The organism is Streptomyces sp. NPDC088762, assembly GCF_044750905.1.
In the GTDB taxonomy this organism is placed as follows: domain Bacteria; phylum Actinomycetota; class Actinomycetes; order Streptomycetales; family Streptomycetaceae; genus Streptomyces.
This window is the reverse complement of the sequence record NZ_JBIVKT010000013.1, coordinates 19,513-34,609: the sequence shown is the minus strand read 5'-3', so window position 1 is coordinate 34,609 and position 15,097 is coordinate 19,513. Positions and strand designations below refer to the sequence as shown.

19 protein-coding genes are annotated in these 15,097 nt (G+C 67.9%); all 19 read left to right on the top strand.

Annotated elements, in window-relative coordinates; genetic code table 11:
- Nucleotides 1-2 precede the first annotated feature (2 nt).
- The 19 genes from rplR (at nucleotide 3) to rpsI (ending at nucleotide 14,965) form a co-directional block, all read left to right on the top strand.
- Nucleotides 3-386: a 50S ribosomal protein L18 gene (gene rplR / locus ACIP5M_RS25945; RefSeq protein ID WP_030026334.1), complete on the top strand. Its 384-nt coding sequence runs from the start codon at nucleotides 3-5 to the stop codon at nucleotides 384-386.
- Between the two features lie 45 nt (nucleotides 387-431).
- Entirely contained in the window at nucleotides 432-1,034 is a 603-nt protein-coding gene (gene rpsE / locus ACIP5M_RS25940) for a 30S ribosomal protein S5 (RefSeq protein ID WP_030388857.1), read from the top strand.
- Nucleotides 1,034-1,216: a 50S ribosomal protein L30 gene (gene rpmD / locus ACIP5M_RS25935; protein ID WP_005313525.1), complete on the top strand. Its 183-nt coding sequence runs from the start codon at nucleotides 1,034-1,036 to the stop codon at nucleotides 1,214-1,216. Before rpsE ends, rpmD begins: the two co-directional genes overlap by 1 nt.
- 2 nt (nucleotides 1,217-1,218) lie before the next feature.
- Nucleotides 1,219-1,674, top strand: a complete 456-nt coding sequence (rplO, locus tag ACIP5M_RS25930) for a 50S ribosomal protein L15 (RefSeq protein ID WP_069921525.1) — start codon at nucleotides 1,219-1,221, stop codon at nucleotides 1,672-1,674.
- 187 nt (nucleotides 1,675-1,861) lie between these two features.
- A complete protein-coding gene (gene secY, locus ACIP5M_RS25925) occupies nucleotides 1,862-3,175 on the top strand; it encodes a preprotein translocase subunit SecY (RefSeq protein WP_401201254.1) in 1,314 nt (437 codons plus the stop codon).
- Nucleotides 3,175-3,822 (top strand): adenylate kinase, encoded by a 648-nt coding sequence (locus ACIP5M_RS25920; RefSeq protein ID WP_401201251.1) that lies wholly within the window; start codon nucleotides 3,175-3,177, stop codon nucleotides 3,820-3,822. Before secY ends, ACIP5M_RS25920 begins: the two co-directional genes overlap by 1 nt.
- A gap of 93 nt (nucleotides 3,823-3,915) precedes the next feature.
- Nucleotides 3,916-4,776, top strand: a complete 861-nt coding sequence (map, locus tag ACIP5M_RS25915) for a type I methionyl aminopeptidase (protein ID WP_401201249.1) — start codon at nucleotides 3,916-3,918, stop codon at nucleotides 4,774-4,776.
- A gap of 138 nt (nucleotides 4,777-4,914) precedes the next feature.
- Nucleotides 4,915-5,136 (top strand): translation initiation factor IF-1, encoded by a 222-nt coding sequence (gene infA, locus ACIP5M_RS25910; RefSeq protein WP_003956442.1) that lies wholly within the window; start codon nucleotides 4,915-4,917, stop codon nucleotides 5,134-5,136.
- A 74-nt stretch (nucleotides 5,137-5,210) separates the two neighbouring features.
- Nucleotides 5,211-5,324 carry a 50S ribosomal protein L36 gene (gene rpmJ, locus ACIP5M_RS25905; protein ID WP_003956441.1) on the top strand — a complete coding sequence of 38 codons (114 nt, stop codon included), beginning with the start codon at nucleotides 5,211-5,213 and terminating at the stop codon, nucleotides 5,322-5,324.
- Between the two features lie 198 nt (nucleotides 5,325-5,522).
- Complete coding sequence (gene rpsM / locus ACIP5M_RS25900) at nucleotides 5,523-5,903, top strand: 30S ribosomal protein S13 (protein ID WP_007265919.1); 381 nt, start codon at nucleotides 5,523-5,525, stop codon at nucleotides 5,901-5,903.
- Nucleotides 5,904-5,957: 54 nt separating this feature from the next.
- The gene (rpsK, locus tag ACIP5M_RS25895; protein WP_003956432.1) at nucleotides 5,958-6,362 is read left to right on the top strand and encodes a 30S ribosomal protein S11; all 405 of its coding nucleotides are present in this window, start codon (nucleotides 5,958-5,960) and stop codon (nucleotides 6,360-6,362) included.
- Nucleotides 6,363-6,493: 131 nt separating this feature from the next.
- Complete coding sequence (locus ACIP5M_RS25890) at nucleotides 6,494-7,516, top strand: DNA-directed RNA polymerase subunit alpha (RefSeq protein WP_007265920.1); 1,023 nt, start codon at nucleotides 6,494-6,496, stop codon at nucleotides 7,514-7,516.
- A 105-nt stretch (nucleotides 7,517-7,621) separates the two neighbouring features.
- Entirely contained in the window at nucleotides 7,622-8,086 is a 465-nt protein-coding gene (rplQ, locus tag ACIP5M_RS25885; protein WP_215023458.1) for a 50S ribosomal protein L17, read from the top strand.
- A 96-nt stretch (nucleotides 8,087-8,182) separates the two neighbouring features.
- Complete coding sequence (truA, locus tag ACIP5M_RS25880; protein WP_401201245.1) at nucleotides 8,183-9,034, top strand: tRNA pseudouridine(38-40) synthase TruA; 852 nt, start codon at nucleotides 8,183-8,185, stop codon at nucleotides 9,032-9,034.
- Nucleotides 9,035-9,153: 119 nt separating this feature from the next.
- Entirely contained in the window at nucleotides 9,154-10,749 is a 1,596-nt protein-coding gene (locus tag ACIP5M_RS25875) for a hypothetical protein (RefSeq protein ID WP_401201242.1), read from the top strand.
- A gap of 54 nt (nucleotides 10,750-10,803) precedes the next feature.
- A complete protein-coding gene (locus tag ACIP5M_RS25870; protein WP_401201239.1) occupies nucleotides 10,804-12,423 on the top strand; it encodes an ABC-F family ATP-binding cassette domain-containing protein in 1,620 nt (539 codons plus the stop codon).
- Between the two features lie 45 nt (nucleotides 12,424-12,468).
- Nucleotides 12,469-13,722, top strand: a complete 1,254-nt coding sequence (locus ACIP5M_RS25865) for a glycosyltransferase family 87 protein (RefSeq protein WP_401201236.1) — start codon at nucleotides 12,469-12,471, stop codon at nucleotides 13,720-13,722.
- Nucleotides 13,723-13,957: 235 nt separating this feature from the next.
- Nucleotides 13,958-14,401, top strand: a complete 444-nt coding sequence (gene rplM / locus ACIP5M_RS25860) for a 50S ribosomal protein L13 (RefSeq protein ID WP_008739660.1) — start codon at nucleotides 13,958-13,960, stop codon at nucleotides 14,399-14,401.
- A gap of 42 nt (nucleotides 14,402-14,443) precedes the next feature.
- Nucleotides 14,444-14,965 carry a 30S ribosomal protein S9 gene (gene rpsI, locus ACIP5M_RS25855; protein ID WP_150518302.1) on the top strand — a complete coding sequence of 174 codons (522 nt, stop codon included), beginning with the start codon at nucleotides 14,444-14,446 and terminating at the stop codon, nucleotides 14,963-14,965.
- Nucleotides 14,966-15,097: the final 132 nt, after the last annotated feature.

Below are 15,097 nucleotides of genomic sequence, written 5' to 3'. Positions count from 1 at the left end.
CCATGGCATACGGTGTGAAGATCGCCAAGGGCGACGCGTACAAGCGCGCTGCCAAGGCTCGCCGCCACATCCGCATCCGCAAGAACGTCTCGGGTACGGCGGAGCGTCCGCGCCTCGTCGTGACGCGTTCGAACCGCAACATCGTTGCTCAGGTCATCGACGACCTCCAGGGTCACACCCTGGCGTCGGCGTCGACCCTGGACGCTTCGATCCGCGGTGGCGAAGGCGACAAGAGCGCCCAGGCCCAGGCTGTCGGCGCGCTCGTCGCCGAGCGTGCCAAGGCCGCGGGTGTCGAGACCGTCGTGTTCGACCGCGGTGGCAACCGATACGCCGGGCGCATTGCCGCTCTGGCTGACGCCGCCCGCGAAGCCGGGCTGAAGTTCTAAGCCCCGGTTCCGGGACTCACGGACGTAACAGAGAGAGGTAATCCAATGGCTGGACCCCAGCGCCGCGGAAGCGGTGCCGGTGGCGGCGAGCGGCGGGACCGGAAGGGTCGCGACGGTGGCCCTGCCGCCGAGAAGACCGCTTACGTTGAGCGCGTTGTCGCGATCAACCGCGTCGCCAAGGTTGTCAAGGGTGGTCGCCGCTTCAGCTTCACCGCGCTGGTCGTGGTGGGCGACGGTGACGGCACCGTAGGTGTCGGTTACGGCAAGGCCAAGGAAGTTCCCGCGGCCATCGCCAAGGGTGTCGAGGAAGCCAAGAAGAACTTCTTCAAGGTTCCGCGCATCCAGGGCACCATCCCTCACCCGATCCAGGGCGAGAAGGCTGCGGGCGTCGTCCTGCTGAAGCCTGCTTCCCCCGGTACCGGTGTTATCGCCGGTGGCCCGGTGCGCGCCGTTCTGGAGTGCGCCGGCGTTCACGACATCCTGTCGAAGTCGCTCGGCTCCGACAACGCGATCAACATCGTGCACGCGACCGTGGCGGCCCTCCAGGGCCTGCAGCGTCCCGAGGAGATCGCGGCTCGCCGTGGTCTGCCCCTCGAGGACGTCGCCCCCGCGGCTCTGCTTCGTGCGCGTGCTGGGGCGGGTGCGTAATGGCTCGCCTCAAGATCACGCAGACGAAGTCGTACATCGGCAGCAAGCAGAACCACCGCGACACGCTGCGTTCGCTCGGGCTCAAGCGCCTGAACGACGTCGTCGTCAAGGAGGACCGCCCCGAGTTCCGCGGAATGGTTCACACCGTCCGCCACCTCGTGACGGTTGAGGAGGTTGACTAATCATGGCTGAGAACAGCCCGCTGAAGGCCCACAACCTCCGTCCGGCCCCCGGCGCCAAGACCGCGAAGACCCGTGTCGGTCGTGGTGAGGCGTCGAAGGGTAAGACGGCCGGTCGTGGTACGAAGGGCCAGAAGGCCCGCTACCAGATCCCGGAGCGCTTCGAGGGTGGGCAGATGCCCCTCCACATGCGTCTCCCGAAGCTCAAGGGCTTCAAGAACCCGTTCCGCACCGAGTACCAGGTCGTGAACCTGGACAAGCTCGGCGCGCTCTACCCCGAGGGTGGAGAGGTCACGGTGGCCGACCTGGTCGCCAAGGGCGCGGTTCGCAAGAACAGCCTCGTCAAGGTCCTGGGCCAGGGCGAGATCTCCGTGGCGCTGCAGGTTTCGGTTGACGCCGTCTCCGGCTCCGCCAAGGAGAAGATCGCTGCTGCCGGTGGCACTGTCACCGAGCTCGTCTAAGACGAATCCAGTGGCTAAATAGCTCGAAACCCGACCGGGGATGCCTCACATATGGGGCATCCCCGGTTGGTCGTTCCACGGGGGCCGCAGTCGCCGGTAAGGTGGCCTGCACCTTTGCATGTACGTATTCGTCGATCCCTCAGACCGTCACCTCTGACGCAGTAGCGCGGGGGTCGCAGGAGGCACCGTGCTCACCGCGTTCGCCCGGGCGTTCAAGACGCCCGACCTGCGCAAGAAGCTGCTCTTCACGCTCGGCATCATCGTGCTGTTCCGGCTCGGGTCCCACATCCCGGTACCCGGCGTGAGCTACAAGAACGTTCAGATCTGTGTCGACCAGGCAGGCAACAGCAACGGGCTGTTCGGTCTCGTCAACATGTTCAGCGGCGGTGCGCTGCTGCAGATCACGATCTTTGCGCTCGGCATCATGCCGTACATCACGGCGAGCATCATCCTGCAGCTGCTGACCGTGGTCATCCCGAAGCTGGAGAACCTCAAAAAAGAGGGTCAGGCCGGCACGGCGAAGATCACCCAGTACACGCGCTATCTGACGGTCGCACTCGCGATCCTGCAGGGCACCGGCCTCGTCGCCACCGCCCGCACCGGCGCCCTGTTCCAGGGCTGCCAGGTCGCCAGCCAGATCGTCCCGGACCGGTCCATCTTCACCACGATCGTCATGGTGGTCACCATGACCGCCGGTACCTGTGTCGTCATGTGGCTCGGTGAGCTCGTCACCGACCGCGGCATCGGCAACGGCATGTCGATCCTGATGTTCATCTCCATCGCCGCCGGCTTCATCGGCGCCCTCTGGCAGATCAAGCTCCAGGGCAAGATCGCCGACGGCTGGGTCGAGTTCGGCGTCGTCATCCTCGTCGGCCTCGCGATGGTCGCCCTGGTGGTCTTCGTCGAGCAGGCGCAGCGCCGGATCCCGGTCCAGTACGCGAAGCGCATGATCGGTCGCCGTGCGTACGGCGGCACGTCGACCTACATCCCGCTCAAGGTGAACCAGGCCGGTGTGATCCCGGTCATCTTCGCCTCGTCGCTGCTGTACATCCCGGCCTTGATCGTCCAGTTCAGCGGGTCCACCGCGGGCTGGGCCACCTGGATCCAGAAGCACTTCGTCAAGGGCGACCACCCGTACTACATCGCGGCCTACTTCCTCTTGATCGTCTTCTTCGCGTTCTTCTACGTGGCGATTTCCTTCAACCCCGAGGAAGTTGCAGACAACATGAAGAAGTATGGTGGGTTCATCCCGGGTATCCGCGCCGGTCGACCTACCGCCGAGTACCTGAGTTATGTGCTCAACCGGATCACCTGGCCGGGGTCGCTGTACCTGGGTCTCATCGCTCTTGTGCCGACGATGGCGTTGGCCGGCTTCGGAGCGAACCAGAACTTCCCGTTCGGCGGGACGAGCATCCTCATCATCGTGGGTGTCGGTCTGGAAACCGTGAAGCAGATCGAGAGCCAGCTCCAGCAGCGCAATTACGAAGGGTTCCTCCGCTGATGCGAATCGTCCTCGTCGGACCGCCCGGTGCGGGCAAGGGAACGCAGGCCGCGTTCCTTGCCAAGAACCTGTCGATCCCGCACATCTCCACGGGCGACCTGTTCCGGGCCAACATCAGCCAGGGCACCGAACTCGGCAAGCAGGCCAAGGCGTACATGGACGCCGGCGACCTGGTCCCGGACTCGGTCACCATCGGTATGGCCAAGGACCGGATGGAGCAGCCCGACGCCGTGCACGGCTTCCTGCTCGACGGTTTCCCGCGCAACGTCTCGCAGGCCGAGGCGCTCGACGTGATGCTCCAGGCGGAGGGCATGAAGCTCGACGCCGTCCTCGACCTGGAGGTCGAGGAGGACGAGGTCGTCAAGCGCATCGCCGGCCGCCGGATCTGCCGCAACGAGTCGGCGCACGTCTTCCACGTGACGTACGCCCCGCCGAAGGCCGAGGGTGTCTGCGACACCTGCGGCGGCGAGCTGTACCAGCGCGGCGACGACTCCGAGGCCACGGTGCGCAACCGGCTCGAGGTCTACCACACGCAGACCGAGCCGATCATCGACTACTACAAGGCCCAGGGCCTGCTGGTGACCATCCCAGCCCTCGGTGAGGTCGCGGACGTCACCAAGCGCGCGATGGACGCCCTCAAGAAGTAGTACCCCCGCTGTGCGGATACGGCCGCGGTGTCCCCAGGACGCCGCGGCCGTACTGTTGAGAAGACTCGTACCGAAGCTGGAAGGCGTTCTTTCATGGTCCAGATCAAGACCCCCGAGCAGATCGCGAAGATGCGCGAGGCGGGGCTGGTCGTCGCGGCGATCCACGCGGCGACCCGTGAGGCGGCCGTTCCGGGCGCCACGACACGGGATCTGGACATGGTGGCCCGCAAGGTGATCGCCGACGCCGGGGCCAAGTCGAACTTCCTCGGCTACGGCGGCTTCCCCGCCACGATCTGCACCTCGGTGAACGAGGTCGTCGTCCACGGCATCCCGGACGACAAGACGGTCCTCAAGGACGGCGACATCATCTCGATCGACGCCGGCGCGATCGTGGACGGCTGGCACGGCGACGCCGCCTACACCGCCTTCGTGGGCACCGGGCACGCCCCCGAGCTCCTGGAGCTCTCCCGGGTGACCGAGGAGTCCATGTGGGCCGGTATCGCCGCCATGAAGCTCGGCAACCGCCTCGTGGACATCTCGAAGGCGATCGAGACCTACATCAAGCGCCAGCCGCGCCCGAGCACGGGCGACCACAGCCTCGGCAGGTTCGGGATCATCGAGGACTACGGCGGCCACGGCATCGGGTCCGAGATGCACATGGACCCCCACCTGCTGAACTACGTCTCGCGCAAGCGGGGCAAGGGGATCAAGCTCGTCCCGGGCGTCTGCCTGGCGATCGAGCCGATGGTCTCCCTGGGCACGGCCCAGACGGAGGTCCTGGCGGACGACTGGACGGTCATCACGACGGACGGCACCTGGTCCTCGCACTGGGAGCACTCCATCGCGCTGACGGAGGCCGGGCCCATCGTGCTGACCGCTCCGGACTGCGGTAAGGCCAAGCTGGCGGAGTACGGGGTCACGACGGCTCCCGACCCCCTGGACCTGGCCGGTTAATGATCTACACTCTGGGGCAAACTTTCCGGATTCGTGTTTCTGGGAGCCCTGACGTAGACTGACTCGTCGGCTCTCGTGCACTTCCATGCCTGCATGGCGCGCGAGGCCGATCAAGGTAGCCGATTCGAAAGGCGAAGCGTGGCCAAGAAGCAAGGTGCCATCGAAATCGAGGGCACCGTGATCGAGTCCCTCCCGAACGCGATGTTCAAGGTGGAACTCCAGAACGGTCACAAGGTCCTCGCGCACATCAGCGGCAAGATGCGCATGCACTACATCCGCATCCTCCCTGATGACCGGGTTGTCGTGGAGCTCTCTCCCTACGACCTGACGCGTGGCCGGATCGTCTACCGATACAAGTAGATCTTGTCTTCACTCCCGCCTGGGCGTCTTGTCCCGGCGCGGGTGGTGGCACTGACCCGGAGAACCTCACCAACATGAAGGTCAAGCCGAGCGTCAAGAAGATCTGCGACAAGTGCAAGGTGATCCGCCGTCACGGCCGGGTCATGGTCATCTGCGACAACCTGCGCCACAAGCAGCGCCAGGGCTGACGCACGCCGACCGACCTGCCTTCCGCAGTTCTTCGCGCGACGTAAGAAAACGTACATACGCAGAACCCGCCCAGCCCTGAGAGGGGCCGGCGGTACCTCCGGCGGGGGCCGGGGACCCGGACGTACCACCACCCAGCAGGGTGGTCGGCGGTCGGGAGTGGTTCTGCGGAAGACCCCCGAACACACAGGAGCCATTGAATGGCACGCGTTTCCGGTGTTGACATCCCGCGCGAAAAGCGTGTGGAGATCGCACTCACCTACGTCTTCGGTATCGGGCGCACCCGGTCCAAGGAGATCCTCGCCTCCACCGGCGTGAACCCGAACACCCGCGTTCGTGACCTGGCCGAAGAGGACCTCGTCAAGATCCGCGAGTACGTGGACGCCAACCTCCGTACCGAGGGTGACCTCCGCCGCGAGATCCAGGGCGACATCCGTCGCAAGATCGAGATCCAGTGCTACCAGGGCATCCGCCACCGTCGTGGCCTGCCGGTGCACGGTCAGCGCACCAGCACGAACGCGCGTACCCGCAAGGGCCCGCGTCGCGCGATCGCCGGTAAGAAGAAGCCGGGCAAGAAGTAGTCCTGTTCAGCGGTCTTGCGCTGTAGGACCGACCACCTCCCGTAGGAGATTTAGATGCCCCCCAAGGGTCGTCAGGGCGCTGCCAAGAAGGTGCGCCGCAAGGAAAAGAAGAACGTCGCTCACGGGCACGCCCACATCAAGAGCACGTTCAACAACACCATCGTTTCGATCACCGACCCCTCGGGCAACGTGATCTCCTGGGCCTCCGCCGGCCACGTCGGCTTCAAGGGCTCGCGCAAGTCCACCCCCTTCGCCGCGCAGATGGCCGCCGAGTCGGCCGCCCGCCGCGCGCAGGAGCACGGCATGCGCAAGGTCGACGTCTTCGTCAAGGGTCCCGGCTCCGGCCGTGAGACCGCGATCCGCTCCCTCCAGGCCACCGGCCTCGAGGTCGGCTCGATCCAGGACGTCACCCCCACCCCGCACAACGGCTGCCGCCCCCCGAAGCGCCGCCGCGTCTGACGCACCTGTGCGTTCTTGAGTGTCCGGGCGGTACGAACCCTTCGGGGGACGTACCGCCCGTACCCTTGTAGTACCCAGCAGTACATGTCGGGCGTCAAATAGTGGGCGTCCACGACTGAAGGAACACAGACATGCTTATCGCTCAGCGTCCTTCGCTGACCGAAGAGGTCGTCGACGAGTACCGCTCGCGGTTCGTGATCGAGCCGCTGGAGCCGGGCTTCGGCTACACCCTCGGCAACTCCCTGCGCCGTACGCTCCTGTCCTCGATCCCGGGTGCCGCTGTCACCAGCATCCGCGTGGACGGCGTCCTGCACGAGTTCACCACCGTGCCGGGTGTCAAGGAAGACGTCACCGACATCATCCTCAACATCAAGCAGCTGGTCGTCTCCTCGGAGCACGACGAGCCGGTCGTGATGTACCTGCGCAAGCAGGGCCCCGGCCTGGTCACCGCTGCCGACATCGCGCCCCCGGCCGGTGTCGAGGTGCACAACCCGGACCTGGTCCTCGCCACGCTGAACGGCAAGGGCAAGCTGGAGATGGAGCTGACCGTCGAGCGCGGTCGCGGTTACGTCTCCGCCGTGCAGAACAAGCAGCTGGGCCAGGAGATCGGCCGCATCCCGGTCGACTCCATCTACAGCCCGGTCCTCAAGGTCACCTACAAGGTCGAGGCGACCCGAGTCGAGCAGCGCACCGACTTCGACAAGCTGATCGTCGACGTCGAGACCAAGCAGGCCATGCGCCCGCGCGACGCCATGGCGTCCGCCGGCAAGACCCTGGTCGAGCTGTTCGGCCTGGCGCGCGAGCTCAACATCGACGCCGAGGGCATCGACATGGGCCCCTCGCCGACGGACGCGGCCCTGGCCGCCGACCTGGCGCTGCCGATCGAGGAGCTCGAGCTCACGGTCCGCTCGTACAACTGCCTCAAGCGCGAGGGCATCCACTCCGTGGGTGAGCTCGTGGCGCGTTCCGAGGCCGACCTGCTCGACATCCGCAACTTCGGTGCGAAGTCGATCGACGAGGTCAAGGCGAAGCTGGCCGGCATGGGCCTGGCCCTCAAGGACAGCCCGCCCGGATTCGACCCGACCGCCGCCGCCGACGCCTTCGGCGCCGACGACGACGCGGACGCCGGTTTCGTCGAGACCGAGCAGTACTAGAAAAGCTTGCGGGGGGCTCACGCCCCCCGCACACCCCTCTCGCGACCGCCTGAGGGAACTGACTCCGGTACCTGACACGGCCGGTGCAGATATGAAGGAGTAACAATGCCGCGTCCCGCAAAGGGTGCCCGCCTGGGCGGCTCCGCCGCGCACGAGAAGCACCTCCTCGCGAACCTCGCGAAGGCGCTCTTCGAGCACGGCCGCATCACCACCACCGAGGCCAAGGCCCGCCGCCTGCGTCCCTACGCCGAGCGTCTGGTCACCAAGGCCAAGAAGGGCGACATCCACAACCGTCGCCTGGTGCTGCAGACGATCACGGACAAGAGCATCGTGCACACGCTGTTCACCGAGATCGCCCCGCGCTACGAGAACCGCCCCGGTGGTTACACGCGCATCACCAAGATCGGCAACCGTCGTGGCGACAACGCCCCGATGGCCGTGATCGAGCTGGTCGAGGCCCTCACGGTCGCCCAGCAGGCCACCGGTGAGGCCGAGGCCGCCACCAAGCGCGCGGTGAAGGAGGCGGAGGCCGCCGAGGCTCCCGCCGCCGAGGAGACCAAGGAGGCCTGATCCCTCCCGGGATCACGCTGAAACGGCTCTGAACGGGCCCGCCCCTCTCGGGGCGGGCCCGTTCTGCATGTGGGAGCTTCTGAGAGGATCGGTCACGTGAGTGACGAGGTGGAGCCCGGGCACGTCCGGGTGCGGCTGGACCTGAGCTACGACGGCAAGGACTTCTCCGGCTGGGCGAAGCAGCGCGTCCTGCGGACCGTGCAGGGCGAACTGGAGTCGGCCCTGCAGACCGTCATGCGGCTGTCCGAGCCGGTCGAGCTGACCGTGGCCGGGCGTACGGACGCGGGCGTGCACGCCCGCGGGCAGGTCGCGCAGTTCGACCTGGCCGAGGAGGTGTGGGCCGAGCACCACGACAAGCTGCTGCGCCGCCTCGCGGGACGGCTGCCGCACGACGTACGGGTGTGGAAGGTCGCCGAGGCCCCCGAGGGCTTCAACGCGCGGTTCTCGGCCATCTGGCGCCGCTACGCCTACCGCGTCGGCGACCACCAGGGCGGGGTCGACCCGCTGCGCCGCGGGCACGTGCTGTGGCACCCGTGGCCCCTGGACGTGGACGCCATGAACGAGGCCGCCGCCCCGCTGCTCGGCGAGCACGACTTCGCCGCGTACTGCAGGAAGCGCGAGGGTGCCACGACCATCCGTACGCTCCAGCAGCTCAGCTGGGTGCGCGGGGAGGACGGGATCATCACCGCGACCGTCCGCGCCGACGCCTTCTGCCACAACATGGTCCGCTCCCTGGTGGGCGCCCTGCTGCACGTCGGGGACGGCCACCGGCCGACCGACTGGCCCGGCAAGGTGCTGGAAGCGGCCGTACGGGACTCCTCCGTGCACGTGGTGAAGCCGCACGGGCTCACCCTGGAGGAGGTCGGCTACCCGGCGGACGAGCTGCTGGCCGCCCGCAGCAAGGAGGCGCGCAACATGCGCACCCTGCCGGGGAAGGGCTGCTGCTGAGGTTCGCAGGGCCGTTGCGGATTCGTTATGTGCCGTGAGGCAACTTTCGATCTTCGTCTCGGTCGGACAAAGGGGCGCGCACGACGCGCCCTGTCGTCCGATAGGGGAGTGGTTTGAGAGTGCGATTCCGATCGCTTGCCGCGGGTCTCGCGGCCGGTTCGCTGGTGCTGCTCGGGGCGACGGCCCCGGTGCACGCGGCGGATGCCGAGTACAGCACCGCGATCAATGACGGCGAGGTGACACTGGACCCGGGACCGTACCAGCGCACGGACTTCGACGTCACGATCAAGGCGGCCGCGGGTGCCACGAAGGCCGACGCGCCGTTCACCGTCACCCTCGACCTCACCGACACGGCCGGGGTCGCGGACTTCGCCTGGGCCTGGCCGGGCCACGGGTGCAAGACCACGGGGCGGATCGTCAGCTGCACGCCGTTGGACGGCGGCCTTCCGAAGGCCGGTACGAGCCGGAAGGTGACGGTCGGCCTCACCGGTGTCAAGGGTGGCGCCCCCGACGCCAAGGGCACGATCAAGGTGTCTGCGACGACCCCCGACGGGACTGCGATCGCAGGGTCCTCCTCCGTGGTGTCGGTCCGCAAGGCTCCGCTCCTGCGGATGGTGAAGACCGAGCCGAAGTGGGGCATGAAGGTCGGTGAGACGCAGCCCATCACGTTCGGCCTGACCAACTCGGGCGGTGTACGGGGCGGGGACGTGCTCGTGCTCTTGAGTTCCATGAGCGGCCTGGAGACCTCGGAGCGGTTCTCGAACTGCGAGTACGGCCGAGGCAAGCACGCCACCGGGTACGAGGTGCGGGCGCTCTGCACGTTCAAGGGGCCGTTCGAGCCGGGCAGCTGGTACAAGATCTCGCAGCCGATGACGGTAAAGGCCCTGCCGACCTCCTACATCGAATTCCTCCAGGCGCAGCTGTTCGAGGACACGCCGGCGAACCGGACCATGTTGAGGGGCGGCATCCAGTACCAGAAGGGTGATGGCCCGGAGCTGGTCATGGCCGCGGCGAAGCCCGGATGGGGCGAGATCGGCGAATTCGAGAACACCGTGTACGTGAACAACACGGCGGACTTCTCGCTCACCGGTCCGACCGATCTCTCGGCGCCGGCCGGGGGCACCGTGGCCGCCGACTTCGTCTTCCGCAGCGAGGGGCCGGCGACGGTCTACTCGCCGTGGGAGCCGGTCCCCGCCGGATACGTGCACGTCGTCACCCCGAAGGGCGTGACCGTCGTGGAGGGCTGCAAGGCCGCCGACGGTGGTGACGCACCCAACGAGCCCACCGAGACGACCGGTTACGTCTGCGGCCTGACGTCGTCCCCGCTGCCCAAGGGCTACGAGACGCGGTTCTCCTTCAAATTCAAGATCGACTCCTCGCTGCCGGACGGCGCCGTCATCACGGCGAAGATCCACAACAAGGCCGGCCGGGACACCAAGCCCGAGAACGACGCCCTCAAGACGAAGGTCAAGCTCGCCACCGGGCCCGCTCCGACCGGTAGCGCCACGGCCACCCCGGCCCCGACCGGTACGGCCACCGGAACCCCGGCCCCGACGGGCACCGCCACCGCCACCGCCACCCAGGCGGCCGGCGGCAACGGGGGTGGGCTTGCGAGCACCGGCACCGCCGTGGCAGGCGCCGCCGGGCTGGCCGTCCTGGCGCTCGGAGCCGGTATCGGCCTGCGGGTGATCTCCCGGCGTCGCGGGGCCGCGTAGGCCCGCGGCCCTATCCGTTTGAGCGCGTCCCGTGCGGGGCTGTTGAATGCCCGCATGGGACATCTCGAAGCCAGCCACCTGGAGTACTACCTTCCCGACGGGCGGGTCCTGCTCCCCGACGTCTCCTTCCGCGTGGGGGAGGGGTCGGTCGTCGCCCTCGTGGGGGCGAACGGCGCCGGCAAGACCACCCTGCTCAAGCTGATCTCCGGCGAGCTCCAGCCGCACGGCGGTGCGGTCACCGTCAGCGGCGGCCTCGGTGTGATGTCGCAGTTCGTGGGCTCCGTACGGGACGAGACGACCGTACGGGACCTGCTGGTCTCGGTGTCCCAGCCGCGCATCCGGGAGGCCGCGAAGGCCGTGGACCGGGCCGAGCAGCTGATCCTCACCGTGGACGACGAGGCCGCGCAGATGGCCTACGCGCAGGCGCTCAGCGACTGGGCCGACGTCCAGGGCTACGAGGCCGAGACCCTGTGGGACGTCTGCACCACGGCCGCGCTGGCCATCCCGTACGACACGGCGCAGTTCCGCGAGGTGCGCACGCTCTCCGGCGGTGAGCAGAAGCGGCTGGTCCTGGAGGCGCTGCTGCGCGGGCCGGACGAGGTGCTGCTGCTCGACGAGCCGGACAACTACCTCGACGTCCCGGGCAAGCGGTGGCTGGAGGAGCAGCTCAAGGCCACCCGCAAGACCGTGCTGTTCGTCTCGCACGACCGCGAGCTGCTGTCCAGGGCCGCCGAGAAGATCATCAGCCTGGAGCCGAGCCCCATGGGCACGGACGTGTGGGTGCACGGCGCCGGCTTCGACACCTACCACGAGGCCCGCAAGGAGCGCTTCGCCCGCTTCGAGGAGCTCAAGCGGCGCTGGGACGAGGAGCACGCCCGGCTGAAGGCGCTGGTCCTGCGGCTGCGCAACCAGGCGGCGAGCAGCCCCGACATGGCCTCCCGGTACAAGGCCATGCAGACCCGCTTCCAGAAGTTCGAGGAGGCCGGCCCGCCGCCGGAGCCGCCGCGCGAGCAGGACATCCGGATGCGGCTCAAGGGCGGCCGTACGGGCGTGCGCGCCCTCACCGTCGAGAACCTGGAGCTCACCGGCCTGATGAAGCCCTTCTCCCTGGAGGTCTTCTACGGGGAGCGGGTCGCGGTGCTCGGCTCGAACGGCTCCGGGAAGTCGCACTTCCTGCGGCTGCTGGCGGGCGAGGACGTCAAGCACACCGGCACCTGGAAGCTGGGCGCCCGCGTGGTCCCCGGACACTTCGCGCAGACCCACGCCCACCCGGAGCTGTTCGGCCGCACGCTCGTCGACATCCTGTGGACGGAGGCGGCGAAGCCGCTGGGCGCCGCCATGGGCGTCCTGCGCCGCTACGAGCTGGAGCGCCAGGGAGACCAGAAGTTCGAGAAGCTCTCGGGCGGCCAGCAGGCGCGATTCCAGATCCTGCTGCTGGAGCTGGCCGGGACCACGGCGCTGCTGCTGGACGAGCCGACGGACAACCTGGACCTGGAGTCCGCGGAGGCGCTGCAGGACGGCCTGGAGGCGTACGAGGGCACTGTGCTGTGCGTCACGCACGACCGGTGGTTCGCGCGCACATTTGACCGTTACCTGGTCTTCGGTTCGGACGGTGTGGTGCGGGAGACTCAGGAGCCCGTCTGGGACGAACGTAGAGTCGAACGCAAGCGGTAGGAGCGAGGGGGAGACGTCGTGGGCCTGCGGCCTAGCATCTGGCTCGTGAAATGGGACAGCCCGGCCGCCGGGGACCGTCTGATCGGCTGGCTGCTGCGGCCCTCCTCGCGCCCCCTGCGGCTCGCCGCCCTCGCGGTGGTCCTCGGGATCTCCGTCTCCACGAGCCTGCGGGAGAACTGGGGTTCGGACAACGCCTTCGTGGTCAAGGCCGCGCAGACGCTGCTGGCGGGCGGCTCCCCGTACGAGGACAAGCGCTTCCTGTACCTGCCGAGCGCGGTGCTCATGGCGGTGCCGGAGGCGGTGCTGCCGCAGACGGTCCTGCGATGGCTGCTGCCGCTCGGGATGTCCGCGCTGCTGGGCGCGGGCTGGCTGGCCGCGCTGAGGCTCTTCTCGGTGCCGCTGCGCTCGCGCCTTGCGGTCGGCGGGTTCGCGGTGCTGGCGCTCGCCTACAAGCCGTACGTGAACCTCGTGCTGATCGGGAACTGGACGGCCATCTCGGCGGCCGCGCTGCCGGCGGCGCTGCTGCTCGCGCACCGCAGGGCCTGGGGCGCGGCCGGGCTGGTGGTGGGGCTGGCGATCGCCTGCAAGCCGATGCTGGTGCCGATCGGGCTGCTGTTCCTGCTGGCCCGGCAGTGGCGGGGGCTGGCCGTGGCCGTGCTGGTGCCGCTGGGGCTCTCGCTGGCCGGCGCGCTGCTGATGCCGAGCCCGTCGCTGTTCTTCACCAAGACGCTGCCGTTCCTGCTCCAGGGGCAGGACGCCTACGCGCTGCCCTGGGACGCCTCGCCGATCGCGGTGCTGCCGAGGCTGGGGGTGCCGGAGCCGCTGGCGGTGCTGGTGGCCTTCGCCGGGGCCGCGGCCGGGCTGTGGGCCGCCTGGACGCGGTGGCGGCGCACGGACGACGCGGACGGGGGCGAGCTGCGGCTGGTGGAGACGGCCTGCATGGTGATGCTCGCCGCATTCCTGGTGTCGCGGCCGTCCTTCGACCACTACCTGCTGGTGGTGCTGCCGGTGCTGCTCGCCTCGGGGGTGCGGCCGGGGTCGATGCCCCGCTCGCCCTGGTTCTGGCTGGCGCTGACGCCCCAGGTGGCCTTCGTCCCGTGGCCCTCGGAGCTGGCCCACAAGCGGCGCGCGTTCAAGGACTGCGCCACCCTCTGCGGACTGGCAATCCTGCTGGGGCGTCGTGCGCTGCGCTCCGGTCGGGTTATTCTGGAGCCCGTAACAACTGCGGGGTCCCCACCCAGGACCGAACCGGAGTGCGCCGCGACGCCAGCAGAATCGGCATCGCGGACCGCGTTTTGACCCATACGGGTCTTCTTGGGTACTCTGCTGGTTTGTTATGCGTATTGGCTTTCTCATTCTCACGTGAAAGGGCCTTACGCCGGTCCACCGGACCGATGACCAGCGGTTCACACGGGTTGCGTCCCCGATGTGAACGAGGGCTGTCGTGATCGTCCGTGGTGACCCTGTCAGGACCCTTCCCGCGGGGCTTGCGCCCTATGGGATGACCCACCACTGAAGAAGCGAAGGCATACGCGTGCGTACGTTCAGCCCCAAGCCCGGCGACATCTCGCGCCAGTGGCTCGTCATCGACGCCCAGGACGTTGTCCTCGGCCGTCTGGCGACCCAGGCCGCCGCCCTCCTGCGCGGCAAGCACAAGCCGACTTACGCCCCCCACATGGACATGGGCGACTTCGTCATCATCGTCAACGCCGACAAGGTTCACCTGTCCGGCAACAAGGCGTCGCAGAAGATGGCGTACCGCCACTCCGGCTACCCGGGTGGTCTCCGCTCCGTGCGTTACGACGACCTCCTGGCGAACAACCCGGAGAAGGCCGTCGAGAAGGCCATCAAGGGCATGCTCCCCAAGAACACCCTGGGCCGTCAGATGCTCTCGAAGCTGAAGGTCTACTCGGGCGACCAGCACCCCCACGCTGCCCAGCAGCCGGTGCCGTTCGAGATCACCCAGGTCGCGCAGTAGTTCCGGCCACCCCCTAAGACGTAGAAAATTCTGAGGAGCATCGTGGCCGAGACCACCGCCGAGACGACCCCCGTCGACGAGTTCGAGGGCAACGTCGAGGAGTACACCAGCGAGTCTGAGGTCGTCGTCGAGGGCGACTACACCTCCGAGTCCCTTGCCGGTCGCTTCGGCGACCCCCAGCCGGCCGCCGGCCTGGGCCGTCGCAAGAACGCCATCGCCCGCGTCCGGATCGTTCCGGGCACCGGCAAGTGGAAGATCAACGGTCGCACCCTTGAGGACTACTTCCCCAACAAGGTGCACCAGCAGGAAGTCAACGAGCCGTTCAAGCTGCTCGAGCTCGACAACCGCTACGACATCATCGCCCGCATCTCGGGTGGCGGCGTCTCCGGCCAGGCCGGCGCCCTGCGCCTGGGCGTGGCCCGCGCGCTGAACGAGGCGGACGTGGACAACAACCGCCCGGCGCTGAAGAAGGCCGGCTTCCTCTCCCGCGACGACCGTGCGGTCGAGCGCAAGAAGGCCGGTCTCAAGAAGGCCCGTAAGGCTCCGCAGTACAGCAAGCGTTAATCTGCGCCTGCTGTTCAGCAACGAAACCGCCCCGGCAGCACTCTCCGTGCTGCCGGGGCGGTTCGTTTACCGCCACAAGCGGCACATACCTGTCACATGCGGTCACAGACAAAGCGGAAACTCGGGAGGACA

Excerpts from the sequence above, each read along its gene's own strand:
- rplR (WP_030026334.1), top strand. The coding sequence starts at position 3 with ATGGCATACGGTGTGAAGATCGCCAAGGGCGACGCGTACAAGCGCGCT.
- rpsE (WP_030388857.1), top strand. The coding sequence starts at position 432 with ATGGCTGGACCCCAGCGCCGCGGAAGCGGTGCCGGTGGCGGCGAGCGG.
- rpmD (WP_005313525.1), top strand. The coding sequence starts at position 1,034 with ATGGCTCGCCTCAAGATCACGCAGACGAAGTCGTACATCGGCAGCAAG.
- rplO (WP_069921525.1), top strand. The coding sequence starts at position 1,219 with ATGGCTGAGAACAGCCCGCTGAAGGCCCACAACCTCCGTCCGGCCCCC.
- ACIP5M_RS25920 (WP_401201251.1), top strand. The coding sequence starts at position 3,175 with ATGCGAATCGTCCTCGTCGGACCGCCCGGTGCGGGCAAGGGAACGCAG.
- map (WP_401201249.1), top strand. The coding sequence starts at position 3,916 with ATGGTCCAGATCAAGACCCCCGAGCAGATCGCGAAGATGCGCGAGGCG.
- rpmJ (WP_003956441.1), top strand. The coding sequence starts at position 5,211 with ATGAAGGTCAAGCCGAGCGTCAAGAAGATCTGCGACAAGTGCAAGGTG.
- rpsM (WP_007265919.1), top strand. The coding sequence starts at position 5,523 with ATGGCACGCGTTTCCGGTGTTGACATCCCGCGCGAAAAGCGTGTGGAG.
- rpsK (WP_003956432.1), top strand. The coding sequence starts at position 5,958 with ATGCCCCCCAAGGGTCGTCAGGGCGCTGCCAAGAAGGTGCGCCGCAAG.
- ACIP5M_RS25890 (WP_007265920.1), top strand. The coding sequence starts at position 6,494 with ATGCTTATCGCTCAGCGTCCTTCGCTGACCGAAGAGGTCGTCGACGAG.
- rplQ (WP_215023458.1), top strand. The coding sequence starts at position 7,622 with ATGCCGCGTCCCGCAAAGGGTGCCCGCCTGGGCGGCTCCGCCGCGCAC.
- ACIP5M_RS25870 (WP_401201239.1), top strand. The coding sequence starts at position 10,804 with ATGGGACATCTCGAAGCCAGCCACCTGGAGTACTACCTTCCCGACGGG.